The sequence below is a fragment of the Rhizobium bangladeshense genome, assembly GCF_001662075.1.
GTDB lineage: Bacteria > Pseudomonadota > Alphaproteobacteria > Rhizobiales > Rhizobiaceae > Rhizobium > Rhizobium bangladeshense_B.
Genome location: NZ_LYPL01000005.1, coordinates 360,012 through 383,618, shown reverse-complemented (window position 1 = coordinate 383,618; position 23,607 = coordinate 360,012). Strand labels below are relative to the sequence as shown.

Sequence of the window (23,607 nt, the reverse complement as noted above, 5' to 3'; positions counted from 1 at the left end):
TCACAGCCGCACAGGAACAACCGATGGCCAAGTTTTTCATCCGACGTCCGATTTTCGCCTGGGTCATCGCGATCACCATCATGCTCGCCGGTCTGCTGGCGATCTTCACCCTGTCGATTTCACAATACCCCGATATCGCCCCGACGACGGTCCGCATCAACGCCACCTATCGCGGCGCCAGCGCCGAGACCGTGGAGAAATCGGTGACGACGATCATCGAGGACGGCATGACCGGCCTCGACGACCTCACTTACATGACCTCGACCTCGTCGACCGGCTCGGCCAGCGTCCAGCTCACCTTCGGGACCAGCATCGATCCCGATATCGCCCAGGTACAGGTGCAGAACAAGCTGCAGCTCGTTCAATCGCAGCTTCCTGGTGATGTCATCGATGCCGGCATAAGCGTTACGCGCTCGACCTCAAGCATCCTTCTCGTCGGCTCCCTCGTTTCGACCGATGGCAAGCGCAATTCGGTCGATCTCGGCAACATCATGTCGACCTCCATCGAGGATCAGATCCAGCGCCTGGAAGGCGTCGGAAGCATCAACGTCTTCGGTTCGGGATACGCCATGCGCATCTGGCTCGATCCCTTCAAGCTGTTGAAATATCAGCTGACGCCAAGCGACGTCACAGCAGCGATCCAGGCGCAGAACACCCAGGTCTCGGTCGGCTCGCTCGGCGCCCAGCCGACGATCCCCGGCCAGCAGCTCAACGTCACCATCACCGCGCAAAGCCAGCTGACCACCGTCGCCGATTTCGAACACATCATTCTGAAGGTCGAAAAGGACGGCGCGACGGTGCGCCTCAGCGATGTCTCGCGCATCGAGATCGGTCAGGAAAGCTACGGCGGCAGCTCACGCTACAACGGCCTGCCCTCGAGCGGTTTTGCGGTCAATCTCGCGATCGGCGCCAACGCCATCGATACCGCCGCCCGCGTGCGCTCCGCCCTCGATGTCATCGGTCGCACCCTGCCGGAAGGGGTGAAGATCACCTATCCCTACGATACGACGCCCTTCGTGGAACTGTCGATCGAAAAGGTCGTGCATACGCTGATCGAGGCGATCGTCCTCGTCTTCGTGGTGCTGCTCGTCTTCCTACAGAATCTGCGGGCGACGCTGATCCCGACGATTGCCGTTCCCGTGGTGCTGCTCGGCACTTTCGGAGTGCTGGCGGCGACCGGTTATTCCATCAATACCCTGACGATGTTCGCCATGGTTCTGGCGATCGGCCTTCTCGTCGACGACGCGATCGTCGTCGTCGAAAACGTCGAGCGCATCATGTCCGAAGAGAAGCTTTCGCCGCTCGAGGCGACGGAAAAATCGATGGGCGAGATCACCGGCGCGATCGTCGGCATCGCGCTCGTGCTGACCGCGGTCTTCATTCCGATGGCCTTCTTCGGCGGTTCGACCGGCATCATCTATCGCCAGTTTTCGATCACCATCGTCTCGGCCATGCTGCTGTCGGCGCTCGTCGCCATCGTTCTGACGCCGGCGCTCTGCGCCACGATGCTGAAGCCGGTCAGCGAGCACAGAAAGCACCGCGTCGGCGACTGGTTCAACCGCAACTTCACGCGCTCGACCAAGGGCTATGTCAGGACCATCGGCTATCTCCTGAAGCGGCCGATCCGCGTCATGCTGGTCTTCCTTCTCATCGGCGCCGGCTGTGCCTATCTCTTCAGCCGCCTGCCGAGCTCGTTCCTGCCGCAGGAAGACCAGGGCGTGCTGCTGACCATCGTCACCACGCCCCCGGGCTCGACCACTCAGCAGACCCAGGCGGTCGTCGAGAAGGTCGAAAACTACTATCGCGAAAACGAGAAGGATGCCGTCGAGTCCGTCTTCGGCGCGCTGGGCTTCGGCTTCAGCGGCTCCGGCCAGAACAGCGCCATCGTCTTCACCAAGCTCAAGGATTTCTCGCAGCGCACCGATCCCAATCTGAGCGCCCAATCGGTCGTCAGCCGTGCCTTGCGCAGCTTCTTTGCGATGCGCGAAGCGCAGGTCTTCGCGCTTCTGCCGCCGGCAATCCAGGGCCTCGGCGTGTCGAGCGGCTTTTCCATGTATCTCGTCGATACTGGCGGCCATGGCAATGAAGCTCTGACAGCGGCCTCCAAACGGCTGATCCAGGCGGGCAACTCATCAGGCAAGGTCGTGGCGCTGCGCAGCAGTAACAAGGAGGTCGAGCCGCAGATGCGCATTGTGCTCGATCAGGAAAAGATCGGCGCCATGGGCGTCGACATCGCCTCGGTCAATTCGATGCTGTCGATCATCTTCACCGGCCGCGACGTCAACGACTTCACGCTGAACGGCGAAATAAAGCCGGTCTATGTCCAGGGCGACGCGCCCTTCCGCATGCAGCCGGACGATCTCAACCACTGGTATGCGCGCAACAATTCCGGTGAAATGGTGCCCTTTTCCGCCTTCACCAAAACCGAATGGGTGAAGGGTGCACCTTCGCTTGCCCGTTTCAACGCCGTCAGCGCCATCCCGCTCGATGGCGCCTCGGCTCCCGGCGTGTCCTCCGGCGATGCGATGAACCAAATGGAGGCGCTGACCGAACAGCTCGGCGGCGGCTACACCGTCGCGTGGCAGGGCATCTCCTATCAGGAACGCCTTTCCGGCTCGCAAGCGCCGATGCTCTATGCGATTTCCGTTCTCGTCGTCTTCCTCTGCCTGGCAGCGCTTTACGAAAGCTGGTCGATCCCCTTCTCGGTGATCATGGCCGTGCCCGTCGGCATTCTCGGCGCGCTAACGGCGGCCACGCTTTTCGGCCAGGCGAACGACGTCTATTTCAAGGTCGGTTTGCTCACAACCATCGGGCTTGCGGCGAAGAATGCGATCCTGATCGTCGAATTCGCCAAGGATCGGATGGAGAGCGGCATGGGCCTCTACGAGGCGACGCTGGAAGCAGCGAGATTGCGGCTGCGGCCGATCATCATGACCTCGCTCGCCTTCATTCTCGGCGTCGTGCCGCTGGCAATTGCCACAGGCGCGGGCTCGGCGGCCCAGAATGCCATCGGCATCGGCGTCCTCGGCGGCATGCTGGCGGCGACGATGCTCGGAATTTTCTTCGTGCCGTCCTTTTTCGTCGTCATCCGACGCATCTTTGCCACACGCGGCAAAAATGCGGCAGCTGTGTGATATAAATGCACTGTGATAATGCTGTTCCGATTGCTACATTGCGCCCGACTGCTTCGGTGTGTGTTTTCAAGTGGGACAAAAGGCGCGGCGCGCCGAGAGTGAAGCATGAAGCTTCGGACAAGAATTGACTTGCTCGAGTACAGGAAGAAATGAATGGTATCTCTTCGTTTTGCCACACCGGCATTGTTATTATTATTGTCGGGCTGCGTCGTAGGCCCGGATCATGCTCCTCCTGAAATGCCGCTGCCCGCCAAATTCGGAGAAGGCGGAACGAAGAGTGTCGGCGATGTTGCCACCGCAGCCTGGTGGACAGCTTTCAAGGACCCCAAGCTGAACGGCTATGTCCAGGCCGGCCTTGAGCAGAACCTGACCGTCCAGCAGGCGATCGAGCGCATCAATGCAGCTTCCGCCAACGTCACCGTCGCCGGCGCGGGCGCTCTGCCGAACCTCAACGTCGGCGCCTCGCACACGATCAGCGGCCAGAAGGGCGAACTGCGCACGCAGTTCGACACGCGCAACACCAGTGCCGGCGAAGTCCAGCTGAGCTGGCTGCTCGATCTCTTCGGCCTCTATAAGCGAAGCACCGAGAGCGCGGTCGCTTCGCTCGATTCGGCCTACGCATCCGCCGATGTCGCCAAGCTGACCCTCGTGCAGGATCTCGTCTCGAGCTACATCGATGTTCGCTTTTATCAACAGCGCCTGGCGCTTTCGAAGGCCAACCTGAAATCTCGTCAGGAAACCTACGAACTGACCAAATTCCAGCTTGAAGCCGGCGCCGCCTCGCGGCTCGACGTCGTCCAGGCCGAGGGTCTGGTACAGTCGACGCTCGCCGAAATTCCCGGCCTTGAGACCAACATCCGCGTATCGGCCCATCACATCGCCACGCTGCTTGGCCTGCCGGCCTCGGCTCTTGTCAACGAATTGCTGAGGGGCGGTGGTCAGCCGGTATACCGCGGCGGCATCAACTCCGGCATCCCGGCAGACCTGATCCGCAACCGTCCCGACATTCGCGTCGCGGAGCGTGATCTCGCTGCCGCAACGGCCAATATCGGCGTTGCCGAGGCGCAGCTTTATCCGAGCATCTCGCTCAGCGGTTCGATCTCGCCCTCCTACATCAACCAGAGGGGTGTGCATGGCGCTTTGACGCCTTGGTCTTTTGGCCCGACGCTGAACCTGCCGATCCTCGATGGCGGCCGCCTCCGCGCCAACGTCAAGTCGGCCCAATCCGAGGCTGCGACCGCTTACCTTAACTGGAAATCGACGGTGCTGACCGCCGTCGAGCAGGTCGAGAATGCGCTGGCCGCCGTTCGCCGCGACGCCCGCACGGTCGCCGCGCTTCAGGCCCAGGTAAAGACGACGCAGGAAACGCTCGAACTTTCCACAGCATCCTATAAGGACGGCGCCTCCTCGCTCCTCGACGTTCTCGACGCGCAGCGCCAGGTTTCGCTCGCCCAGGCAAGCCTTGCCCAGGCCGTCCAGCAGATGGCCAAGGACTATGTTTCGCTGAACATCGCCGTCGGCGGCGGCTACGCGCCCGGCGGTAAGACCACCGTGCCGGTGAAGCCTGAGCTGGCGAAGGCCAAGAGCTGATCGGCTCGCCGCCTTTCTGGAAATACGGAGCCCCGCGATCGTCTCGCGGGGCTTTTTTCATGCCGGCTCTGCATTGGATAATTGCGCGACAAGGGAATTTGGATTCGACAAGCGGCGGCCGCTGATATAGGACTGATTAAACGATTAATCAGGCAGCCTGAATCATGGCTTCATCGCGCCCGGGACCGAACCTCAGCAGGATAGCGACCTCGCTCGGCGTCTCCATTGCCACGGTCTCCAATGCGCTTTCCGGCAAAGGCCGGGTCTCCGACCAGTTGGTCGAAAGAATTCGCGAGCATGCCGCCGAGCTCGGTTATGTCCCGAGCCAGGCCGGCCGGGCGCTGCGGACCGGCCGCAGCGGTGTTATCGGCCTCGTGCTGCCCGACATCGCCAATCCTCTGTTTCCGAAGATCGCGCAGGCGATCGAATTCGCTGCCTCCGCCGCGGGTTATGGCGTGCTGATCGCGGATTCCCGCGGCGATGCCGCCACGCAGGACGAGGCGATCAACCGCTTGGTCGAACGCGGCGTCGATGGCATGGTCGTCATTCCCCGCCGCGCCACCCGCATTTCGTCTTTCGCCTGTCCGGTCGCCGTCATCGACACCCCTTCGACGCCGGACAACACGGTTTCCGCCGATCATTGGCAGGGCGGGCGTGAAATCGCCGTCCATCTCGCCGATCTCGGTCACCAGCGCATCCTCATTATCGGCAACAACCAGGAATCCAGCGTCCAGAACGACCGCGCCGGCGGTATCCGCGCCGGTCTGCGCCCGGGCATGCAGGCGGAAACCCTGTGGGTCGACAAGCTGGAGCGGGATGGTGGCAGCGGCTGTCCGCTCGGCCTCGCCGAAAGGGTGAGACAGGGTTTCACCGCTTTCGCGGCCCTCTCCGATCTGCAGGCGCTGCGCGCGCTGACGGAACTGCAGCAGGCCGGCATTAGCGTTCCCGCCGATGTCAGCGTGACCGGCTTCGACGACCTTATCTGGTCGCCTGTTGTCAGGCCGTCCCTGACGACGGTCAGGATGGACATGGACAGGATTGCCGGGATTGCCGTGTCCGCCCTGGCCGATACGATAAGCAAAAGTCGCGCCCGGGAGGGCATGCTCGTTACCGCGGAGATCGAACGTGTCGCCATGCAGTTGATCGTCCGCCAATCATCCGGGCCTTGTGAACCCGGCATTAAAAACCCCAGAGATGGAGAACACGTAAGATGAAAAAAGCTCTCATTGCTTCAGTAGCACTTGCGGCGCTATCGCCGTTGAGTGCGGCTGCCGCCGAACGGACGCTGACCATTTCCGTCTATGCCTTCGCCCAGGATGATTACAAGGCGCTGGTCTACGAACCGTTCGAAGCCCAATGCGGCTGCAAGCTGGTGGTCGAGACCGGTAACAGCGTCGAGCGTCTGGCAAAGATGGAAGCCAACAAGGCCAGTCCCGTCGTCGATCTCGCCGCGGTTTCGATGGCCGATGCGCTGGCCGCCGCGCGCGCCGGCCTGATTGACAAGGTCGATTCTGCAAAACTTTCCAATTTCGCCAAGCTGTACGACATCGCCAAGGACCCGAACGGCGACGGCATGAGTGTCGGCTACACCTTCTACGCCACCTCGATCGCCTTCCGCTCCGACAAGATGAAGATCGACTCCTGGGCCGATCTCCTGAAGCCGGAATATGTCGGCCATGTCGCCTTCCCCAATGTCACCACCAACCAAGGCCCGCCGGCGCTCTATATGCTGGGCCTGGCGCTCGGCAAGGACACGCCGGATCTGAAGGGGCCGATTGAGGCACTGGGCGAGAAGAAGGACGACATTGTCACCTTCTACGAAAAATCCTCCCAGCTCGTGCAGCTGATGCAGCAGGAGGAGATCTGGGCGGCTCCCATCGGCCGGTTCTCCTGGGCTGGTTTCACCAAGCTCGACGTACCCGTTGACTGGGCAACCCCAAAAGAGGGTCAGACCGGCGGCATGAACGTGCTGGTGCTGACCAAGGGTTCGAAGAATCAGGATCTCGCCCTGCAGTTCATGGATTTCTGGCTCTCGACCGAAATCCAGACCAAACTCGCCGAGAAGCTGATCGACAGCCCCGCCAACAGCGAGGTCAAGCTTTCCGAAGCGGCGGTCAATAACCTCACCTATGGCGAACAAACGGCCAAGAGCCTCAAGCTCATTCCGTCCGCCATCGCCCTCGACAACCGCGCCGGCTGGCTGAAGAGCTGGAACGAAAAGGTCGGCCAGTAAGCTCCCCGGGTGAAGACAAGTCCCGGCGCACCTGCCGGGACCGCGATCCCATCGATCGAAAGGCGCCTTATGTTCCAAAACCGCGCAGAAGCCCTGGCGCTTGCCCTGCCGGCAGCCGTCTTTGCAACACTGGTCTTTCTGCTGCCCGTCGCAATCCTGCTGTCGGAGGGCTTCCGCACCGGTGGCGGCTGGACGCTGTCAGCCTATACCGATTTCTTTTCCGGGACGCTGAACCGCACTGTTTTCCTGCGCTCCTTCCGGCTTGGCCTCGAAGTCACCGCCGTCTCGGCCGTCATCGGTTATGCCGCGGCCTTCGCCATCGTCAACCTGCCGGCGAAGGGCAAAGGGCGGCTGATCGGCCTCGTCACCCTGCCGCTGATGATCTCGCCGGTGGCGCGCACCTATGCCTGGATTGTCATTCTCGGGCGCACCGGCATTGTCAACCAGGCGATCACAGGCCTCGGTTTCAGTGCCGAACCGCTGCGCCTGCTGTTCACCGAAACCGCCGTCTTCATCGGTCTGCTGCAGCTCTTCCTGCCGCTGATGATCCTGTCGCTGATCAGCGCCCTCGAAAACATGCCGAGGGATGCGATTCCCGCCGCCCGTGTGCTTGGCGCCAACTGGTTCCAGGTCTTCTGGAAGGTCGTCCTGCCGTTAACCCGCGAAGGGCTCGTCATCGGCGGCACACTTGTCTTCACAGGCTCATTGACCGCCTATATCACCCCCGCCGTGCTTGGCGGTTCCAAGGTGCTGATGCTCGAAACGCTGATGTACCAGCAGGTTTCCGTCGCCAATGATTTCGTCTCGGCAAGCGTCATCGCCTTCATCCTGATCGTCATGAGCTTTGCCGCCAATATCCTGCTGAAACGCCTCGCGACGGCGAGGAACCGCCGATGACCCTCCGCCTGTTTTCGCCTATCGTGCTTTTCCTGCTGCTGGTCTTCCTGATCGGCCCGTTCCTGATCATCATCGCCGCCTCCCTCTCGGCAGGCGATACGCTGGCCTTCCCGCCACAGGGCCTGTCGCTGCGCTGGGTCACGAAGGTCTTCACCGTTGAAAGCTTCCGCGACAGCTTCGCCATGTCGATGTTCCTCGCCGTCTTCGGAACGCTTGCGGCCCTCGTCCTCGGCATCCCGGCCGCCTACGCCCTGTCGCGTTACCGGCTGCCGGCGGCAGAAACAGTCCGCACCGTCGTTTCGCTGCCGATCATCGTTCCCGGCATTATCGTCGGCCTGGCATTGCTGCGTTATCTCGTCGTGCCCTTTGGCTTCAACATCACGCTCGCCCTCTTCTTCGCCCACGCGGCGCTGGTGCTGCCCTATGCCGTGCGTGTCGTCTCCGCGAGCCTCGACAATCTGCGTTCGGATATCGAGGAAGCGGCCGTCCTGCTTGGTTCCTCCAGGCTCGGCGCCTTCTTCCGCGTGGTGATGCCGAATATCCGCGGCGGCATTCTGGCCGCCTTCATCCTCGGCTTCGTCACCAGCTTCAATCAGGTGCCGGTGTCGCTCTTCCTCTCCGGCCCCGGTGTGCGCACACTGCCGATCGACATGCTGGGTTACATGGAAACCACTTATGACCCGTCCATCGCGGCACTCTCCGCCCTTCTCGCCTTCCTCTCGATCGGCATCGTCTTCCTCGCCGAACGCTTCCTGGGATTTTCGCGTTATGTCTGATGCCTATCTTCAACTCGACAAGCTGACGCTCGCCTATGGCGATACGGTCGCGGTGAGGGATCTCGATCTCGCGATCGGCAAAGGCGAACTCGTCGCACTCCTTGGCCCCTCCGGCTGTGGCAAGACGACGACGATGCGCGCGATTGCCGGCCTGCTGATGCCCGCCTCCGGCCGCATCGGTCTCGACGGCGCCGATATTACCCGCGTCTCCGCCAACAAGCGCGCCGTCGGCCTCGTCTTCCAATCCTACGCGCTGTTTCCGCATCTGACCGTCTATGAGAACGTCGCTTTCGGCCTGCGGCTCAAGGGAATCTCGGGCACCGATCTCGATGCCCGCGTCGGCGCCGGCCTGAAATCCGTCGGTCTGACCGCCTTCGCCGGCCGCAAGCCCGCCGAACTCTCGGGGGGCCAGCAGCAGCGCGTGGCGCTCGCCCGCTCGATGGTCATGGAGCCGAAAGTGTTGTTGCTCGACGAGCCGCTTTCCAATCTCGACGCCCGCCTTCGCCTCGAAATGCGCGCCGAATTGCAGCGCGTGCAGAAGGAGACCGGCGTCACCATGATCTTCGTCACCCATGACCAGGTGGAGGCCCTGGCGCTCGCCGACCGCATCGTCGTCATGCTGAACGGCGGCATCGAGCAGATCGGCACGCCGGAGGAGATCTACAACAACCCAGCCTCCGCCTTCGTCGCCGATTTCGTCGGCTTCGAAAATGTCTTCGCGCTGAAGGACGGAAAGCTTGCGACGCCGAACGGGCCGGTCGCACTTTCCGGCGCGACGCCGGATTCTGCGGCAGGCCTCGCCTGGCGTCCACGCGCGGTGATCCTCGGCTCCGGTCAATTTCACGGCACCGTGCGCGGCACATCTTTCGCCGGCAATACCCGCGAATATCTGCTCGATACGCCGCTCGGGTCCATCAAGGCCGAAATCGATGCGGGCCTGCCGCCGCACGAGATCGGCAGTGCACTCGCCTTCGACCTGCCGGTCGCCGGCGCGGCCAACCTCAAACGGTTCGGGTGAAATCATGGGCGTCTGGATCGACACGGACATGGGCTTCGACGACATCGCCGCGATTCTGGTGGTGAGACAGTCGGAATATGAGATCGACGGCGTCTCGCTGGTCTTCGGCAATGCGCCACTGCCGCAAGTCAGAATGAATGCCGCCGGCGCCGCCAGTGCCTTCGGCTGGCCATTCCCCATTCATACCGGCCGCGCCATGCCGGTTCTCGGCACGCTCGAAACCGCTCAGGCGATTCTCGGAAAATTCGGCATCCCGACATCAGGCAAAGGCCTGCCGCAGGCGCCTACCCTCGCCGAACGCGATGCCTTCGCCGCGCTCTGCCGCTGGCTGGAAGGTCAGGGCCGGCACCGCATCCTGGCGCTCGGGCCGCTCACCAATATCGCTGCGGTGGCGCTCGCCCGTCCCGATCTCGCCACCCGCATCGACGACCTCGTCTGGATGGGCGGCGGCGTCACATCAGGTAATCACACGGCGTCTGCCGAATTCAACGCGCTTGCCGATCCCGAGGCGCTTGCGATCGTCATTGCCCATGGCCTGCCGCTGCGCATGGTCGATCTCGACCTCTGCCGCAAGGTATTGGCAAGGCCGGAGGATGCCGAACTGGTGCGCCATGCCGGTGGCGCCAATGCCGAACTGATCGCAGATATGTTTTCCGGTTATATCGGCATCGGCACCAGCCGCGGCCGCCCTGGAATGGCTATCTACGATCCATCCGCCGCCGTCGCCTTCATCGCCCCTGACATCGTTACATTCCGCCCCGCGCGCATCGACGTCGAACTTCAGGGCGCTCTCACCCGTGGCCGCACTGTCGTCGAGACTCGTGCCACGCATGCGACCTACAACGCCCAATTCGCCACCGACATCGATGCCGATAAGGCGCGCGCCATCATTCTCGCCGCCCTGGTCAACGAGGCCCGCAAATGAACACCATCCCTCGCCCGGAGCCCGCCGATCTTAACGATCCCGCTTTGCGCGCCCGCGCCGTTGCGGCTGCGCGCGGCGATGCTCCCTTCGATATGCTGATCACCGGCGGCCGGTTGCTCGATGCGGTGACCGGCCTGATCCGGGACGCCGATATCGGTCTCGTCGGCGCGCTGATCGCAAGCGTTCATGCCTCGGCAAGCCGCGCGGATGCGGCCGAGGTCATCGATGCGGCGGGCAGCATCCTGACGCCCGGCCTGATCGACACGCACATGCATGTGGAAAGCTCGATGGTCACACCGGCCGAATATGCGAGCGCCGTGCTGCCGCGCGGCGTCACCACGGTCGTCTGGGATCCGCACGAATTCGGCAACGTCCATGGCCTCGACGGTGTGCGCTGGGCGATCGAGGCCGCACGCGCGCTGCCGCTGCGTATGATCCTGCTTGCCCCCTCCTGCGTGCCGTCTGCACCGGGCCTGGAAATTGCCGGCGCTGATTTCGATGCCGCTGTCATTGCCGAGATGCTGCGCTCTTCGGCCGTCGGCGGCGTTGCAGAGGTCATGAACATGCGCGGCGTCATCGATGGCGATCCCCGGATGAGCGCGATCGTGAATGCCGGCCTCGCCTCCGGCAAGCTCGTCTGCGGCCATGCCCGCGGTCTTGAGGGCGCCGATCTTAACGCCTTCATGGCGGCTGGTGTCACCTCCGACCACGAACTCACCTCCGGCGCCGATCTCGCCACCAAGCTTGCCGCCGGTCTGACGATCGAACTGCGCGGCTCGCACGATCATCTGCTGCAGGAGTTCGTCGAGGTGCTGAACGGTCTCGGCCACCTGCCGCCCACCGTCACCCTTTGCACCGACGACGTTTTCCCCGATGAACTCTATGAGAGCGGCGGCCTCGACGACGTCGCCCGCCGGCTGGTGCGCTACGGCATGAAGCCGGAATGGGCGATCCAAGCCGCAACCTTCAACGCCGCACAGCGGCTGAAGCGCTCCGACCTCGGTCTTGTTGCCGCCGGCCGCCGCGCCGATCTCGTGTTTTTCGAGGATCTCGCGGAATTCCGGGCGCGGCTGGTCATCTCAGGTGGCCGCATCGTCGCCCGCAACGGCAGCATGGAAGCGGTCGTTGAGCCGCTCGATACGGCGCCTCTCACCAATTCCGTCAAGCTGCCGACGCTGACCGAGAACGATTTCCGCATCCCGGCAAAGGGTAATCGCGTCCGCGTCGCCACCATCGACCGCCCGCGCTTCACTGAATGGGGCGAGGCCGAAACGGAGGTCCGGGACGGCTTCGTCGTGCCGCCTGCCGGCAGCGCCATGATCGCCGTCGCCCACCGCCACGGCAAGGCCGACGGTATCACGCGCGTCGGCTTCCTCACCGGCTGGGGCGAATGGCGCGGCGCCTTCTGCACCACCGTCTCGCATGACAGCCACAACCTCACCGTCTTCGGCGGCAACGCCCGCGACATGGCGCTCGCCGCCAACGCCGTCATATCAGCCGGCGGCGGCATGGCGGTCGCCGGAGGCGGCAAGATCGAAGCGATCCTGTCACTGCCGCTCTCCGGCCTGGTGACCGACGCCTCGCTGCAGGATACCGCTTCGGCCTTCGCCGGCATCCGCAAGGCAATGGACAAGATCGTCGACTGGAAACCGCCCTACCGCGTCTTCAAGGCCTGCTTCGGCGCAACGCTGGCCTGCAATGCCGGCCCGCACCAGACGGACAGGGGGATTGCGGATGTGGTGACGGGGAGAGTGATGGAAGGCCCGGTGCTGGAGGTTTTGTGGGACTCGGAGCATAAACCAGACAATGATCGGCGTGCCCGATAGCCCCCTCATCCGCCCTAACGGGCACCTTCTCCCGGCTGGGGAAAAGAGGGAAGCGAGACGTTGCCGCAAGTCTCTTCTCCCCTCGGGGAGAAGGTGCCCATAGGGCGGATGAGGGGCCGCAAACGCCAGCTAACCCTTCAGCTCCCGCTCCACCAACGCCACCCAATAAGCCGCGCCATAGCCAAGCGCCTCATCATTGAAATCATAGGCCGTATTGTGATGCAGCGCTCCGTCCACCGCCGGCCCGTTTCCGAGCCAGGCGTAACAGCCCGGCGCCTTCTGCGCGAAAAAGGCGAAGTCATCGCCCGCCGTCGACGGCGGAAAGCTTGTTCGCACTTTTTCACCAAATACCGTGCTGGCAGCAGCAAGCGCCCGGGCGGTCGCGTCCCGGTCATTGACGACAGGCGGAATGCGCCGCTCGAAACGGTAGTCGGCTGAAATGCCATACATGGCAGCCGTTCCGCTGGCCAGCCGGCCGATCTCTGTCGCCAGCTGGTCACGCACCTCAGGCGAATAGGCGCGTGCCGTGCCGCCGATCTCGACCACGTCGGGAATGACGTTCAGCGCCTTGGGGTCACCCGCCTGCAGGAAGCAGGCGCTGACGACGGCCGGCTGCAGCGGATCGACGACGCGTCCGACAATCGTCTGCAGCGATGACAGGAAGGTGCCGGCCGCCGTGATCGGATCGCGGCCGAGATGCGGCTTGGCGCCATGCGTGCCGACTCCGCGAAAGGTGACGCGCCAGCTGTCGGAAGAGGCAAGCTGCGGCCCCTCGACCACGGCGATCTCATCGACCGCAAGCCCAGGCATATTGTGCAGCCCATAAACAGCGTCGCAAGGGAAAAGCCTGAAGAGCCCTTCGTCCACCATGCGCTTGGCGCCGCCGCGCCCTTCTTCGGCCGGCTGGAAGATGAAATGCACCGTCCCGCAAAAACCCCGGGTCGCCGCAAGATGCCGTGCGGCGCCGAGAAGCATCGCCGTATGGCCGTCATGACCGCAGGCATGCATCCTGCCGGGCACCGTCGATTTATAAGGCCGCTCCGCCGCCTCGGGCATGGCGAGCGCATCCATGTCAGCCCTGAGCCCGATGCGGCGGGTGCCGTTGCCGACCTGCAGCGTGCCGACCACGCCGGTGCCGCCAAGGCCGCGATGCACGGCAATACCGGCTTCCTCCAGCAACCTCGCGACGATGCCGGCGGTGCGCTCCTCCTCGAAGCCGAGCTCGGGATGGGCATGCAGGTCACGTCGCAGGGCTGTGAGGAACGGCAGATCGTCCTTGATCCGGGCGGGGATGCTCATGGCCTGGATATCCTGTCAAGCGAACGGGCGCCCAGCCGGCGCCCGCGTCAGATCATTTCTTGTCTATCAAACGGATCGCAAGTTCAATCCCTCAGGCCTCCTCGACGAACACCTCCTCGCGCTTCTTCTTGACGCTCGGCAGGAAGACGACGATCAGAACGGCGACCGCGATCGCCAGAAGCGTGGCGCTGATCGGCCGGGTGACGAAGGTGGTCGGATCGCCGCGCGACAGGATCATGGCGCGCCTGAGGTTCTCTTCCAGAAGCGGCCCAAGCACGAAGCCGAGCAGGAGCGGCGCCGGTTCGCAGCGAAGCTTTGCCAGCACATAGCCGATGAAGCCGAAGAAGGCGACGGCATAGAGGTCGTAGACGTTCGTATTGACGCTGTAGACCCCGATCGAGCAGAAGGCCATGATGACGGGGAAGAGCACATAATAGGGCACGGTCAATAGCTTCACCCAGAGCCCGATCAGCGGCAGGTTGAGGATAACGAGCATCAGATTGCCGATCCACATCGAGGCGATGATACCCCAGAATAGCGCCGGCTGCTCAGTGGCGACATTCGGTCCCGGCACGATGCCCTGGATGATCATCGCGCCGATCATCAGCGCCATGACGGGATTGGCCGGAATGCCGAGCGTCAGCAGCGGAATGAACGACGTCTGCGCCCCGGCATTGTTGGCCGATTCCGGACCCGCCACGCCGGCGACCGCGCCCTTGCCGAATTCCTGCGGCGTCTTCGATAGGCGTTTTTCCACCGTATAGGAGGCGAAGGAGGCAAGGATCGCGCCGCCACCCGGCAGGATGCCGAGCGCCGAGCCGATCGCCGTGCCGCGAATGACCGGCGCGATCATTTCCTTGAATTCCTGGCGCGAGGGTAAGAGACCCGAAACCTTGGCCACCAGCACCGTGCGGGTCGACTCGCCTTCGAGGTTGCGCAGGATTTCCGCCACGCCGAAGACGCCGACCGCAAGCGCCACGAAGTTCAGCCCGTCGGCATATTCGCGGATGCCGAGCGTGAAGCGCGGCGTGCCGGTATAGATATCGGTTCCGACGAGGCCGAGCAGCAGCCCGAGCGCGACCATCGCCAGCGCCTTGACGACCGAGCCGTGCGCCAGCGCGATCGAGGAGACGAGGCCGACGATCATCAGCGAGAAATATTCCGCCGCACCGAATTGCAGTGCGATGTCGGTCAGCGGCGGTGCGAAGATCGCAACGAGAAAGGTCGAGACCGTGCCCGCGAAGAACGAGCCGAGCGCGGCGATCGCCAATGCCGCCCCCGCCCTGCCCTTGCGAGCCATCTGGTAGCCGTCGATTGCGGTGACGGCAGAAGAGGATTCGCCCGGCATATTGATGAGGATCGCCGTCGTCGAGCCGCCATATTGCGCGCCGTAATAGATGCCGGCGAGCATGATGAGCGAAGAGACCGGCTCGAGCTGAAAGGTGATCGGCAGAAGCATGGCGATCGTCGCCGTGGCGCCGATGCCGGGCAGTACGCCGATCAGCGTGCCGAGCAGCACGCCGATCAGGCAGAAGAGAAGATTGTCGAGGGTTGCCGCGGTGGCAAAGCCAAGTGCGAGATTGCTGAAGAGATCCACCGTCGCCTCCTAGAACCGGACCCAGGGGCCGAAACGCTCGAACGGCAGCCCGAGCCCATAGCTGAAGACGGCGACCGAAAAGATCGTCAGCAGCAGCGACAGAATGATCGCAGACACCACGTTCATCTTGCGCGACGCGAAGCAGGCGATGAAGGCGGTGAAGAACAGCGCCGGCGCAAATCCGAGCCCGCGCACGGTCAGCCCGAAGAAGACGGGAGCGGGCAGGATGAACAGCATGCCGCGCCAGGCGAAGACGTCGACCGGCTCACCTTCGACACGCAGCGCCTGAATGAAGATGATCGCGCCGAGCAGCACGAGCACGGTGGCCAGCACCAGCGGAAAATAACCCGGCCCCATGCGCAATGCCGTGCCGATGTCGAGCGAAAGCGACTGGAAGGCGAAGAAGGCGCCGGTGGCGACGAAAAGCGCGCCGCAGATCGCATTGGTGGTGTCGAAACTGATGGATTTCATGGTGTCTCCTGGTGTTGGAGATGGTTCACGTGATGCGCCACAAAGGAGTTAGACCCTCCTCCGCCTGCCGGCAGCTTCTCCCCGTAAACGGGGAGAAGGGAACACACCGCAACCTCTCCGTTCCCGCCACGTTTCGCATGGCATGCCCCCTCTCCCCGCAAGCGGGGAGAGGGTTAGGATGAGGGGCTCGCGCGCATGTCCGGACGAGGATAATCCTCAGTCGGCATATTCGCCAGCAGCTTCGATCACCGGCTTCCAGCGGGCGATCTCGCCTTCGAGCTTGGCCTTCAACGCTGCCGGCGTCGCATCGGCATCGGAGGACGGCGTCGTGCCCAGTTCGGCGAAGCGGGCGCCGACATTCGGATCCTTCAGCGCGACCTGCAGCGACTTCGACAGCCGTTCGTTGATCTCGGCCGGTGTGCCCTTCGGGGTGTAAATGCCGTGCCAGATACCGACTTCGAAGCCCGACAGGCCGGCTTCGACCGCCGTCGGAATGTCCTTCATCACGTCGAGGCGCTTCGGCGAGGTCACGGCATAGGCTTTGATTGTGCCGCCCGTTATTTGCTTCGTCGTGTTGGTCGTCTGGTCGCACATGATATCCACCTGGCCGCCGAGAAGATCGGTCATCGCAGGACCGGTGCCCTTATAGGGAACAGTCGTCAGCTGGGTCTGGATGGCGCTCATGAACATCATGCCGCAGAGATGCGAAGCGGCGCCGATGCCGGCATTGGCGACCGTCACCTTGTCCTTGTTGGCCTTGACGTAGTCGATCAAGCCCTTGAGGTCGGCCGGCTCGAAGTCCTTGCGGGCGACGATCGTCATCGGCACCTCGGTGACGAGGCCGACATACTCGAAGGCGCCGAGCGTGTCATAGGCGAGCTTGCGGTAGAGCGTGGCGCTGGTCGCCATGCCGATATGGTGCAGGAGGATGGTGTATCCATCGGGATCTGCGTTCGCCACCCGGCCGGCGCCGAGCGTGCCGCCGGCGCCGCCGACGTTCTCCACGACGATCTGCTGGCCGAGATCCTTCGACATGGATTCGGCGACGAGGCGTGCGACGGTATCGGTCGGGCCACCGGCCGCGAAGGGGACGACCATGGTGATGGTGCGCTCGGGATAGGTCTGCGCCGAAGCGGCGCCGGCGAGAAGAGAGACAGCGGCAGCCGCGGTCAGGCCGAGCATGGCCTTCAGGATTTTCATCGTTTCCTCCCTGATGAAACAAGCAAAGCCGCCGGCACATCCTCCGCGCCGGCGATGTCCTATTTGCCGCCCGGAAAAATCGAGCCGCAATCACCGCCACCGCCTCAACAAGATGATTCTGAGACTGTGCGGTGCAGCATGGGTCGATTCGGAAACAAACGGCTGTTGCGATGGGTGGAAATCCACCCATCGCATGCTGCAGGATCAGCCGTCGGTAAACAGCATCCGCTTGTCGAGGCCGTATTTTTGCATCTTTTCGTAGAGGGTCTTGCGGGAAATGCCGAGCGATTCATAGACGGGCCGGAGGCTGCCGCCATGCGCGACCAGTGCGCTGGCGATGACGCCCCGCTCGAATTCGGCGACGCGTTCTGCAAGACCGGTCGCCTCCTCGGCCTGCCTCCCGCCATTGTCGAGACCGAGGACCAGACGGTCGGCGGCGTTCCTCAATTCGCGGACATTGCCGGGCCAGTCGCGCTGGGCAATGTCGGAGATCACCTCCGGCGGCACGGTGAGCTCGTCGCGGCCGTAGCGGGCGGCGGCCTCCCGCACCAGCTGCAGGAAAAGCAGCGGAACGTCCGCCCGCCGCTGCGACAGCGACGGCACGTGCAGCGTCGCGACGTTCAGTCGATAGAGCAGATCGGCGCGAAAGCGGCCGGCTGCCACCTCCGCCTCGAGATCGACCTTGCTCGTCGCGATGAAGCGGACGTCGAGCGGCACGATCTCGTTCGATCCGAGCCTGGAAATCACCCGTTCCTGCAGCACCCGCAGGAACTTCGCCTGCAGGTCGAAGGGCATGGAGCCGATCTCGTCGAGCAGGATGGTGCCGCCGCGCCCGTGCTCGAATTTTCCGTAACGTGGCCTGACCGCTCCCGGAAAGGCGCCGGGCTCGTGACCGAAAAGCTCGCTCTCGATAAGGTTTGCCGGCAGCGCGGCGCAATTGATCGCAATGAACGGCCGACTTGCCCGGGCACTGATGTCGTGAAGCGCGCGGGCCACCACTTCCTTGCCGGCCCCGGTTTCGCCGACAATGAGCGTATCGGCATCGCTCGCCCCAATCGCACGGATGCGGTAGCGCAGATCCACCATCACCTGCGTGCGTCCCGGCAACCGCGCCTCGATATCGTCGCGTTTGCCGGCGACCGCCTTCAGCAGCCGGTTTTCGAGTACGAGGCCGCGTCGCTCCATCGCCCGGCGAATGACGCCGGCAAGCATCTCCGCCGTGAACGGCTTCTCGATGAAATCATAGGCGCCCTCCCGCATCGCCTTCACAGCGAGCTGCACATCGCCATGGCCGGTGACGAGAATGACCGGCACCTCCGGATCGACCTCGCGGATCTTCTGCATCAGCGTCATACCGTCGATACCGGGCATGCGGATATCGCTGACGACGACGCCGGGAAAGCTGTAGCCGATCAGTTCCAATACATGATCGCCGTTCGAAAAGGTCTCGACGCTGAAGCCGGAGAGCTCCAGCGCCTGCGCCGTCGAGCGGCGCAGCTCCTCCTCGTCGTCAACAAGCAGAATCTTCGCTTCATTCATTCCGCCGCCTCCGGCATCAATCCTGCCGCCGACTGCAGCTCGATGCGGAACACCGCGCCCCCTTCGGGATGATTGGCGGCGGCCAGGCTGCCACCGAAATCCTTGACGATGTTGTAGGAGATCGAAAGTCCCAGCCCGAGCCCCTTGCCGACGCCCTTCGTCGTGAAGAACGGATCGAAGATGCGTTCGGCGATCGCCGCCGGCACGCCCGGCCCGTGGTCGCGCACCGTCAGCACCACCTTGCCGGCCTCCTCGAAAGCCGAAACCTCGATGCGCCTGTCATTCAGCCCTTCCACCGCGTCGGCGGCATTGGAGATCACATTCACCAGCACCTGCTGCAGACGCACCGAACCGGCACGCACGACAGGCGGCCGTGTCCCGAGGTCGAGTCGAAGCTCGGCGTCCGCCGCTTTCAGCCGCCATGCGACGATTTCCAGCGTATCACGCATCGCTTCGTCAAGAGGGACCGGGCCGAGCTTCTCGTTCGGCTTGCGGGCGAAATTGCGCAGGTGCCGGCTGATCGAGGCCATCCGGTCGATCAGCCCGCCGATGCGCCTTATATTGTCGCGCGCCTCCTCCATTCGGCCGCGGTCGATCAGCACCGTGGCGCTGTCCGTATAGGTCTTGGCGGCGGCCAGCGGCTGATTGAACTCATGCGAAAGAGCCGCCGACATTTGTCCGAGCCCGGCAAGCTTGCCGGCCTGGATCAGATCGGCCTGGGTCTGACGTAGCTGCTGTTCGGTCAGCCGCCGCTCCGAAATCTCCTCCTCGATGCGGCTGTTGACCCGGGCAAGATCAGCGGTGCGCTCCTCTACCCGCCGCTCCAGCTCGCCGCGCGCCTCGGCCTGCATCTGCATGCGCTCGGCAAGCCGCGCCCGCCGCTGGCGAAGCACGGCGACAGCAAGCGCGGCGATGCAGAGAATGAGGAAGACGGCGACCAGTGCGGTGCGCGCCTGAGCCCGGATGGAGCTCGTCTCCATCAGCACGTTTACCGTCCAGTCCTCGGCCGGCATGTAATGCGACAGCACCAGATATTCGCTCGCACCCCGGTCGCTTGCCAGCGTCATCAGCTCGTGCTGTTCGAAGCGGTGACGCGTCACCGGCAGCGCAGTCAGCCTGGCATTGGCATAACGCCGCGAGGCTTCCGTGCGAGCGATGCGGTCGGCCGTCAGCGGCAGGATCGCCCCGTAGAGCCATTCCGGGCTGCCCGACATGAAGATGATGCCCTCCGGATCGGAGACGAAAATCTTGTACTCCCCGCCGCTCCAGGAGGATTCGATCATATCGATATCGACCTTGAAGACGATGACGCCGCGAATGTCCGCCTCGACCCTGATCGGCGCCGAGAAATAATAGCCGCGTTTCAGCGAGGTCGTGCCGAGCGCATAAAACCGCGCCTGCCGGCCTTCGATCGCCTCCTGGAAATAGGGCCGATAGTTGAAATTCTGCCCGACGAAGCTTCCCGGTCCATCATAATTGCTCGCTGCGATCGTCTCCCCGTCCGGCTTCACCACATAGATGTCGGAGGATTTCAAAAGCCCGTTGATCTCTTTGAGGTAGAGGTTGGCAGCATCACGCAGCGCCATGTCGTCAGGCGCGCTGACCAGTTCCTTGATGTCGTCATGATCGGCAATCAGTGCCGGCAGCGCCTCGTAGCGGTTGAGATGGCCGCTGAGCGCCGAAACCGCGAGACGCAGCGCCGTTCCCGCCTGCGCCGAGGCCTCCTCCATATAGGCGCGAGTCGCAATCGCGCTTCCATAGGTGAAGAAGGCGAAAATGACGATCGGCACCACTAGCAGCGCCGCTATCGCACGATATCTCGAAGACAGATCCGGCTCCTCCCTTTCTGCCTCCACTCCCCAGCAAGGCATGCCCGACGGGCTTCAAGTCTAATGATACGGACGGGGATTTCCAAGGGTCTGCCGAAACTTGACACCCCGTCGGCCGAATGTCCTATTGCGGCAACGCAAGGAGACCCGCTCATGAGCGACGACCAGACACCCGCCGACAGCAAGCTGACCAGTTCCAAGCGCCGCTGGGCGGCGGAGGGCAAATTCTTGACCGGCCGCGTCAGCCGTCCGGAAGCCGAACGCCTGCCGCCCGGCCAGCACCTCGTCAAGAACTGGCCGGTGCTCGATCTCGGCCAGCAGCCGGTCGTCTCCACCGACAGCTGGCGGCTCGAGGTCCGCGGCCTGGTCGAAACGCCGCTCACCCTCAACTGGGCCGCCTTCCAGGCGATCGAGCAGAGCACCAGGGTCAGCGATATCCACTGCGTCACCACTTGGTCGCGCTACGACAACAACTGGAAGGGCGTCTCGACGCGGGATCTGCTTGATCTCGCCATGCCGAAGCCGGAAGCGGCCTACGTCCTGCTGACGAGTTATGACGGCTACACCACCAACCTGCCGTTTGCCGATTTCGCCGCCGAGGACGCGATCCTGGCGACCGCATGGGAGGGCCTGCCGCTGACGCCGGATCATGGCGGCCCGATGCGCCTCGTCGTGCCGCATCTCTACTTCTGGAAAAGCGCCAAATGGCTGCGCCGGATCGAGCTGATGCCCGCCGACGAGGCCGGGTTCTGGGAAAAAAACGGCTACCACATTTATGGCGATCCGTGGCGCGAGCAACGCTATTCCGACGACTGAGCCCTCGGCCGCAAGACGCGTCCAAGTGCAATGACAGCAAGAACGAACAGGGCAGCCAATCCCGCCAACGAGGCCATGCTGGCAGGATGAAGCGGCACCCTGCTCCAATTCGGCTTGACGATGTCGGCGGTGTTGAAGGCCGCGCCGCTGAACTTGCAGGTGATGAGCGCAAGCCCGCGCCGCGCCATGTCGATGTCAATGGCTGAGATGAATTCGCCCGCCGCAATCGCCTCCCGCGGCATCTCCCGCATCGCCATCAATACGGTTTTCGTCGCCGCGAGATAGGCATGAGCGCATTCGTTGAAAGGGCTTTCCTCATCCGTGACGCTGCCCGGCATTCGGCCCCAGGCGCAATAGGAATACTGGATCTCGGCGTAGTTCAGGACGCGGCGGAACGGTTCGTTCGTATCGACCGCCCGCGACGCCAGCGCGAGAATCCCGCTGCGGTAATCGGCAATGACCGCCATCTCGCCGTGGGAAATGGCGGGGATCTCGAGGCCGGCATGGCTGCCGCCGGCGCTGCGCTCATGGGCTAACGTTTTTCCCGCAAGCAATGGGAACAGGCTTGCGATCAGAGCGAGAGCCGCAAGCCTGCCGATGCGCCGGATCACCGGAAGGCGGGCCGCAGCCCACCCTTGAGGGCAAGCCGTCTTTCCGCCAGCGCTCCGAAAGCAAGGCCGAGCGTTGCCCAGAGAATCGCGTGCATGCCGAGTGAGGTCGTGCGGAACCGCCAGAGCACCATCGCCGAGAAATTCTCCGGCACTTCGTTGATCGGCGGCAGCAGATAAAGCACCACGCCGATAAAGACGAGATAGGCGAGAGCGGCGACGATCGCGCCGTTCCAAAGGCCGAAACGCTCGGAAAGGCGGCGCGACAGCGCCACGGCAGCAATCAGCGCCCCGACCGAAACTACGATCATCAGGAAGAACAGCTCGGTCCTGACGCCGATCGTATCGGGATTGCCGACCGCCGGCGGGTTGGCCGGATATTTGATGCCGGGGACGAGAACGATGGCGACGAAGGCGGCAATGGCGATGGCGGCCGAGCTGCCACGCGCCGAAAGAGCGCTGAAGCGGCCATGCACGAAAGCAAAAGCGAGGGCAAAAAGCCCGCCGACGGCAACGCTGTAGGCCATAACGCCTGTGAAGAGGCCGAGACCGGCCTGCGTGGCGCGGCTGACGACTTCAGGTTCGGCCGCTTGCCCGGCCGCCTGCGCGCTCGCCTCTTCGAAAGCGATCGCCGCATCGACCAGCGGTTCGCCGAAGATATGGGCGAAAGCGAAAACGAGAATGCCAGCAATCACGCCCGCGAACATGCCGCGAAGCAAAAGATTTCCAACCATGTCGGGAACTCCCTTAGTGGCAGGGAAAGCCGAGGAGATGACGGCCGTCATGCACGAATTCATGCACGTACATGCCGTTGAACAGCGCCGTCGCGCCTTCCTCGGTGCCGACGAAATAGATGGCGATGAGCATCAGCAAGCCGCCGAAGATCGCCCAGGGAAGAATTTCGCCGACGGGGATCGGCGCCGGTGCCGCGACGGGCGTGAAAGTGGTGTCAGACATGTATTCCTCCGGAATGACGCGTTCAGTCGAAAGAGTGCTTGTGCGGCAGGGTCTGACTTCCAGCGCGAAGAGCTTTCGACACGCTGGTCACAGTGGCGCGACCGCGCCGGATTTCCACCGGCTTCCAAACCCGCAACAGCCCGGTTATAGCTGCACGCTGAAGAGACTGTCAACGAAACTTCGCAAGCCGGCAAAGCGTCCTTCGGCGCCGGAACAGACGCGCGGCGCTGCAGTCGTATCGAAAGGTCAGCACGATCGTGAATACGCGCCTCACCTGGATCTGCCACGGCGCGACGGCGGCGAGCCGCAGGGCCCTTTTCCCGCTCGACGAACCGCTTGAGGCCAAAGCGGAAGTGGAAGCCGGCAAGATCGCCGCCCTGCCCCGCGCGGATCGTATCGTCACGAGCCCCGCCTTGCGCGCCCGCCAGACCGCCGAGGCGCTACGCCTCGAAGCCCTGGCAGATCCGGCGCTTCGTGATTGCGACCACGGCCGCTGGGCCGGCAGGCCGGTCGCGGCGGTCGAGGCGGACGAACCGGAAAGCCTCATGGCCTGGATGACCGAGCCGGCGGCAGCACCGCACGGCGGCGAGAGCCTTGTTGATCTGCGAAAGCGCGTCGCCGGCTGGATGGAGATCCAATCGGCCCTCGGCGGTCACGTCATCGCCGTCAGCCATGCGGCTGTCATCCGGGCGGCGGTCGCGCATGTGCTTCAGGCGCCGCCCTCCTCCTTCTGGCTGAGCGACGTCGAGCCGCTCGCCATCCTTCGCATGACCAGCAACGGCAGCCGCTGGTCTCTGCGCTTCCAGCATTAGAGATTCCTCATTTTATCCAGCCTTACACAAGCAAATCGCGTCATCCCTGTTGAACCCGAGTTTGCGGGGACTACTTCCTT

General features: G+C 63.5%; 20 protein-coding genes and 1 pseudogene. 12 read left to right on the top strand and 9 right to left on the bottom strand.

Going from position 1 to position 23,607, the window contains the following annotated elements; genetic code table 11:
• Window positions 1-23: 23 nt before the first annotated feature.
• From A7X77_RS13450 to A7X77_RS34405, 10 genes and pseudogenes are all read left to right on the top strand, one after another.
• Complete coding sequence (locus A7X77_RS13450; RefSeq protein ID WP_064683392.1) at window positions 24-3,134, top strand: efflux RND transporter permease subunit; 3,111 nt, start codon at window positions 24-26, stop codon at window positions 3,132-3,134.
• Between the two features lie 153 nt (window positions 3,135-3,287).
• Entirely contained in the window at window positions 3,288-4,724 is a 1,437-nt protein-coding gene (locus A7X77_RS13445; RefSeq protein WP_064683391.1) for an efflux transporter outer membrane subunit, read from the top strand.
• Window positions 4,725-4,888: 164 nt separating this feature from the next.
• Window positions 4,889-5,938, top strand: a complete 1,050-nt coding sequence (locus tag A7X77_RS13440; protein ID WP_064683390.1) for a LacI family DNA-binding transcriptional regulator — start codon at window positions 4,889-4,891, stop codon at window positions 5,936-5,938.
• Window positions 5,935-6,957 (top strand): ABC transporter substrate-binding protein, encoded by a 1,023-nt coding sequence (locus A7X77_RS13435; protein WP_064683389.1) that lies wholly within the window; start codon window positions 5,935-5,937, stop codon window positions 6,955-6,957. The genes A7X77_RS13440 and A7X77_RS13435 overlap by 4 nt, the downstream gene beginning before the upstream one ends.
• A gap of 69 nt (window positions 6,958-7,026) precedes the next feature.
• Window positions 7,027-7,854: an ABC transporter permease gene (locus tag A7X77_RS13430; protein WP_064683388.1), complete on the top strand. Its 828-nt coding sequence runs from the start codon at window positions 7,027-7,029 to the stop codon at window positions 7,852-7,854.
• Window positions 7,851-8,630 carry an ABC transporter permease gene (locus tag A7X77_RS13425; protein ID WP_064683387.1) on the top strand — a complete coding sequence of 260 codons (780 nt, stop codon included), beginning with the start codon at window positions 7,851-7,853 and terminating at the stop codon, window positions 8,628-8,630. Before A7X77_RS13430 ends, A7X77_RS13425 begins: the two co-directional genes overlap by 4 nt.
• Complete coding sequence (locus tag A7X77_RS13420; protein WP_064683386.1) at window positions 8,623-9,648, top strand: ABC transporter ATP-binding protein; 1,026 nt, start codon at window positions 8,623-8,625, stop codon at window positions 9,646-9,648. Before A7X77_RS13425 ends, A7X77_RS13420 begins: the two co-directional genes overlap by 8 nt.
• A gap of 4 nt (window positions 9,649-9,652) precedes the next feature.
• Entirely contained in the window at window positions 9,653-10,573 is a 921-nt protein-coding gene (locus A7X77_RS13415) for a nucleoside hydrolase (RefSeq protein WP_064683385.1), read from the top strand.
• Entirely contained in the window at window positions 10,570-12,399 is a 1,830-nt protein-coding gene (locus A7X77_RS13410) for an adenine deaminase (RefSeq protein WP_064683384.1), read from the top strand. Before A7X77_RS13415 ends, A7X77_RS13410 begins: the two co-directional genes overlap by 4 nt.
• A pseudogene (locus A7X77_RS34405) lies at window positions 12,380-12,515 on the top strand (endonuclease domain-containing protein); the annotation flags it as partial. The gene A7X77_RS13410 and the pseudogene A7X77_RS34405, both read left to right, overlap by 20 nt.
• Window positions 12,516-12,528: 13 nt before the next feature.
• On the opposite strand, the gene A7X77_RS13405 reads toward A7X77_RS34405, so the two are convergent.
• The 6 genes from A7X77_RS13405 to A7X77_RS13380 form a co-directional block, all read right to left on the bottom strand.
• Window positions 12,529-13,698 (bottom strand): M20 aminoacylase family protein, encoded by a 1,170-nt coding sequence (locus A7X77_RS13405; RefSeq protein WP_064683383.1) that lies wholly within the window; start codon window positions 13,696-13,698, stop codon window positions 12,529-12,531.
• A 91-nt stretch (window positions 13,699-13,789) separates the two neighbouring features.
• Window positions 13,790-15,295, bottom strand: coding sequence for a tripartite tricarboxylate transporter permease (locus A7X77_RS13400; RefSeq protein ID WP_064683382.1), 1,506 nt, complete (start codon window positions 15,293-15,295; stop codon window positions 13,790-13,792).
• A gap of 9 nt (window positions 15,296-15,304) precedes the next feature.
• Window positions 15,305-15,766, bottom strand: coding sequence for a tripartite tricarboxylate transporter TctB family protein (locus tag A7X77_RS13395; protein ID WP_064683381.1), 462 nt, complete (start codon window positions 15,764-15,766; stop codon window positions 15,305-15,307).
• A gap of 216 nt (window positions 15,767-15,982) precedes the next feature.
• Window positions 15,983-16,966, bottom strand: a complete 984-nt coding sequence (locus A7X77_RS13390) for a tripartite tricarboxylate transporter substrate-binding protein (protein ID WP_064683380.1) — start codon at window positions 16,964-16,966, stop codon at window positions 15,983-15,985.
• A gap of 204 nt (window positions 16,967-17,170) precedes the next feature.
• Window positions 17,171-18,505, bottom strand: coding sequence for a sigma-54-dependent transcriptional regulator (locus A7X77_RS13385; RefSeq protein WP_064683379.1), 1,335 nt, complete (start codon window positions 18,503-18,505; stop codon window positions 17,171-17,173).
• Entirely contained in the window at window positions 18,502-20,376 is a 1,875-nt protein-coding gene (locus A7X77_RS13380) for a sensor histidine kinase (protein ID WP_280950333.1), read from the bottom strand. The genes A7X77_RS13385 and A7X77_RS13380 overlap by 4 nt, the downstream gene beginning before the upstream one ends.
• Before the next feature lie 111 nt (window positions 20,377-20,487).
• On the opposite strand from A7X77_RS13380, the gene A7X77_RS13375 reads away from it, so the two are divergent.
• The gene (locus A7X77_RS13375) at window positions 20,488-21,150 is read left to right on the top strand and encodes a sulfite oxidase-like oxidoreductase (protein WP_064683378.1); all 663 of its coding nucleotides are present in this window, start codon (window positions 20,488-20,490) and stop codon (window positions 21,148-21,150) included.
• Here the strand turns inward: A7X77_RS13375 and A7X77_RS13370 are convergent.
• Genes A7X77_RS13370 through A7X77_RS13360 form a run of 3 tightly spaced genes read right to left on the bottom strand, consistent with a single transcriptional unit; the run spans window position 21,135 to window position 22,715 of the window.
• Window positions 21,135-21,758: a hypothetical protein gene (locus tag A7X77_RS13370; protein WP_432431339.1), complete on the bottom strand. Its 624-nt coding sequence runs from the start codon at window positions 21,756-21,758 to the stop codon at window positions 21,135-21,137. The genes A7X77_RS13375 and A7X77_RS13370 overlap by 16 nt on opposite strands.
• Entirely contained in the window at window positions 21,758-22,492 is a 735-nt protein-coding gene (locus tag A7X77_RS13365) for a CbtA family protein (RefSeq protein ID WP_064683376.1), read from the bottom strand. Before A7X77_RS13365 ends, A7X77_RS13370 begins: the two co-directional genes overlap by 1 nt.
• Window positions 22,493-22,505: 13 nt before the next feature.
• Window positions 22,506-22,715 (bottom strand): CbtB domain-containing protein, encoded by a 210-nt coding sequence (locus A7X77_RS13360; RefSeq protein ID WP_064683375.1) that lies wholly within the window; start codon window positions 22,713-22,715, stop codon window positions 22,506-22,508.
• A gap of 257 nt (window positions 22,716-22,972) precedes the next feature.
• Between A7X77_RS13360 and A7X77_RS13355 the strand changes: the two genes are divergently transcribed.
• Complete coding sequence (locus A7X77_RS13355; protein WP_064683374.1) at window positions 22,973-23,527, top strand: histidine phosphatase family protein; 555 nt, start codon at window positions 22,973-22,975, stop codon at window positions 23,525-23,527.
• The last annotated feature ends 80 nt before the right edge of the window (window positions 23,528-23,607 follow it).

Excerpts from the sequence above, each read along its gene's own strand:
- A7X77_RS13450 (WP_064683392.1), top strand. The coding sequence starts at position 24 with ATGGCCAAGTTTTTCATCCGACGTCCGATTTTCGCCTGGGTCATCGCG.
- A7X77_RS13445 (WP_064683391.1), top strand. The coding sequence starts at position 3,288 with ATGGTATCTCTTCGTTTTGCCACACCGGCATTGTTATTATTATTGTCG.
- A7X77_RS13440 (WP_064683390.1), top strand. The coding sequence starts at position 4,889 with ATGGCTTCATCGCGCCCGGGACCGAACCTCAGCAGGATAGCGACCTCG.
- A7X77_RS13435 (WP_064683389.1), top strand. The coding sequence starts at position 5,935 with ATGAAAAAAGCTCTCATTGCTTCAGTAGCACTTGCGGCGCTATCGCCG.
- A7X77_RS13430 (WP_064683388.1), top strand. The coding sequence starts at position 7,027 with ATGTTCCAAAACCGCGCAGAAGCCCTGGCGCTTGCCCTGCCGGCAGCC.
- A7X77_RS13425 (WP_064683387.1), top strand. The coding sequence starts at position 7,851 with ATGACCCTCCGCCTGTTTTCGCCTATCGTGCTTTTCCTGCTGCTGGTC.
- A7X77_RS13420 (WP_064683386.1), top strand. The coding sequence starts at position 8,623 with ATGTCTGATGCCTATCTTCAACTCGACAAGCTGACGCTCGCCTATGGC.
- A7X77_RS13415 (WP_064683385.1), top strand. The coding sequence starts at position 9,653 with ATGGGCGTCTGGATCGACACGGACATGGGCTTCGACGACATCGCCGCG.
- A7X77_RS13410 (WP_064683384.1), top strand. The coding sequence starts at position 10,570 with ATGAACACCATCCCTCGCCCGGAGCCCGCCGATCTTAACGATCCCGCT.
- A7X77_RS13405 (WP_064683383.1), bottom strand. The coding sequence starts at position 13,698 with ATGAGCATCCCCGCCCGGATCAAGGACGATCTGCCGTTCCTCACAGCC.
- A7X77_RS13395 (WP_064683381.1), bottom strand. The coding sequence starts at position 15,766 with ATGAAATCCATCAGTTTCGACACCACCAATGCGATCTGCGGCGCGCTT.
- A7X77_RS13390 (WP_064683380.1), bottom strand. The coding sequence starts at position 16,966 with ATGAAAATCCTGAAGGCCATGCTCGGCCTGACCGCGGCTGCCGCTGTC.
- A7X77_RS13385 (WP_064683379.1), bottom strand. The coding sequence starts at position 18,505 with ATGAATGAAGCGAAGATTCTGCTTGTTGACGACGAGGAGGAGCTGCGC.
- A7X77_RS13380 (WP_280950333.1), bottom strand. The coding sequence starts at position 20,376 with ATGCCTTGCTGGGGAGTGGAGGCAGAAAGGGAGGAGCCGGATCTGTCT.
- A7X77_RS13375 (WP_064683378.1), top strand. The coding sequence starts at position 20,488 with ATGAGCGACGACCAGACACCCGCCGACAGCAAGCTGACCAGTTCCAAG.
- A7X77_RS13365 (WP_064683376.1), bottom strand. The coding sequence starts at position 22,492 with ATGGTTGGAAATCTTTTGCTTCGCGGCATGTTCGCGGGCGTGATTGCT.
- A7X77_RS13360 (WP_064683375.1), bottom strand. The coding sequence starts at position 22,715 with ATGTCTGACACCACTTTCACGCCCGTCGCGGCACCGGCGCCGATCCCC.